The sequence below is a fragment of the Mesorhizobium sp. M1E.F.Ca.ET.063.01.1.1 genome (assembly GCF_003998155.1).
Taxonomy (GTDB): domain Bacteria; phylum Pseudomonadota; class Alphaproteobacteria; order Rhizobiales; family Rhizobiaceae; genus Mesorhizobium.
Genome location: NZ_RZSC01000865.1, coordinates 1 through 2,294 on the forward strand (window position 1 = coordinate 1; position 2,294 = coordinate 2,294).

1 protein-coding gene is annotated in these 2,294 nt (G+C 68.0%); it reads left to right on the plus strand.

Annotation, left to right across the window (positions count from 1 at the left end):
- A partial coding sequence (locus EOA29_RS33535) for an ABC transporter permease (protein WP_145969953.1) occupies positions 1 to 2,294 on the plus strand: 2,294 nt, incomplete at both ends.

The following is a 2,294-nucleotide window of genomic DNA, read 5'->3' on the forward strand; positions in this document are numbered from 1 at the left end:
GGTGGCGCAGGCGATCACCGCCGGCGTCGCCAATCAGGGCCAGACGCTGCTCGGCGGCGATCTGCGCTTCCAGATCAACCAGCGCAGCGCTTCCAATGCCGAGCTCGGCTTCCTCGACAGTCTGGGCACGGTGTCCCTGAATTCGGGCATGCGCTCGATGGCGCGGCTCGAGGACGGCTCGGACCAGGCGCTGGTCGAGGCCAAGGCGGTCGATGACGGCTATCCGCTTTACGGCACACTGGAGACAGACCCGCCGCTGCCGAGAAAAGAGCTGTTCGGCGAGAGGTCCGGCATCTTCGGCGCCGCCGCCCCCGATCTGTTGTTCGATCGCCTCAATCTCCATATCGGCGACCGGCTGAAGCTTGGCAGCGCCACTTTCGAGCTGAGGGCCAGGCTGGTCAACGAGCCTGACGCGATCTCGGACGGCTTTGGCTTCGCGCCGCGGCTGATGATCTCGAGCGAAGGGCTTGCCGCGTCCGGACTGGTTCAGCCCGGCAGCCTGGTCGAGAACGCCTACAAGGTGCGGCTGCCCGACGGCGCGTCAGAGGCGCGGATCAAGGAAATCCAGGCCGAGGCGGCAAAGGAATTTCCGCAGGCCGGCTGGTCGATCCGCACTCGCAGCAACGCCGCACCCGCGCTCTCGTCCAACATCGAGCGCTTCTCGCAGTTCCTGACCCTGGTCGGGCTGACCGCGCTGGTGGTCGGCGGCGTCGGCGTGGCGAATGCGGTGCGCGCCTATCTCGACGGCAAGCGCGGCGTCATCGCCACCTTCAAAAGCCTCGGCGCCTCCGGCGGTTTCGTCTTCACTGTCTATCTCGTGCAGATCCTCTTGATTGCCGGCCTCGGCATCGTGCTCGGCCTGATCCTGGGCGCCGCGATGCCGTTCGTGGCGAGCACTCTTTTGCAATCGGTCATTCCGGTGCCCGCGGAAGGCGGGTTCTACGCGAGCGCGCTCGCGCTCGCGGCGCTGTTCGGCCTGCTGGTGACGCTGGCCTTCGCGCTCCTGCCGCTCGGGCGAGCGCGCGACGTGCCGGCGACAGCGCTGTTTCGCGAGATGGGCTTTGAAAGCCGCGGCCTGCCACGTCTGCCTTATGCGGGCGCCGCACTCGCGATCGTGCTCGCGCTGGCGGCTTTGGCCATCCTTTCGGCCGACGATCGTCGCATCGCCTCGATCTTCGTCGGCGCCACGGTCTTCGCTTTCCTGGTGCTGCGGCTGGTGGCGGCGCTGGTGCAATGGGTAGCCAGCCGGAGCCCCCGCGTGCGGTTCGTGTCGCTTCGGCTCGCGCTTGGCAACATCCACCGTCCCGGCGCGCTGACGCCGTCGGTCGTGCTGTCGCTCGGGCTCGGCCTGACGCTGCTGGTGACGCTGGCGCTGATCGACGGGAATCTCAGACGGCAGATCTCAGGCAGCCTGCCGGAGCGGGCGCCCAACTTCTTCTTCGTCGACATCCAGGGCGGCGATGTCGATGCCTTCGCCGCCCTGGTCGGAAAGGAGGCGCCGCATGGGACGCTGGTCAAGGTTCCGATGCTGCGCGGCCGGATCATGGCGCTCAACGGCATCGACGTCGACAAGGTGACGATCCCGGCGGAAGGCGCCTGGGTGCTGCGCGGCGACCGAGGGCTGACCTATGACGCCAAGCAGCCGGAAAACGCCACGCTGACTGAAGGCGCGTGGTGGCCGCAGAACTATTCCGGCGAGCCGCTGGTGTCGTTCTCCGCGGAGGAAGGCAAGGCGATCGGGCTGAAGCTCGGCGACACGGTCACCGTCAATGTGCTCGGCCGCAACGTGACGGCGAAGATCGCCAGTTTCCGCCAGGTCGAGTGGGAAACCATGGGCATCAATTTCGTCATGGTGTTCTCGCCCAACACGTTCGCCGGCGCGCCGCATGGCTGGCTGGCGACGCTGACCGACAAAGGTGCCGCCACGGCCGACGATGCCCGGCTGCTCAACGCGGTCACCCGCGCCTTTCCGGCGGTGACGACGGTCCGGGTCAAGGACGCGCTCGACATCGTCAACCGGCTGGTCGCGCAGTTGGGCACGGCGATCCGCGCCGCCGCCGGCGTGGCGCTGATCGCCTCGGTGCTGGTGCTCTCCGGCGCTTTGGCCGCCGGCAACCGGGCGCGCATCCACGACGCCGTGGTGCTGAAGACGCTCGGCGCAACGCGGAAAACGCTGATCGCCGCCTTCTCGCTGGAATATATGCTGATCGGCCTTGCGACGGCGCTGTTCGCGCTGGCCGCCGGCGGCGTCGCGGCATGGTTCGTCGTCGCGCATATCATGACGCTGCCGTCGC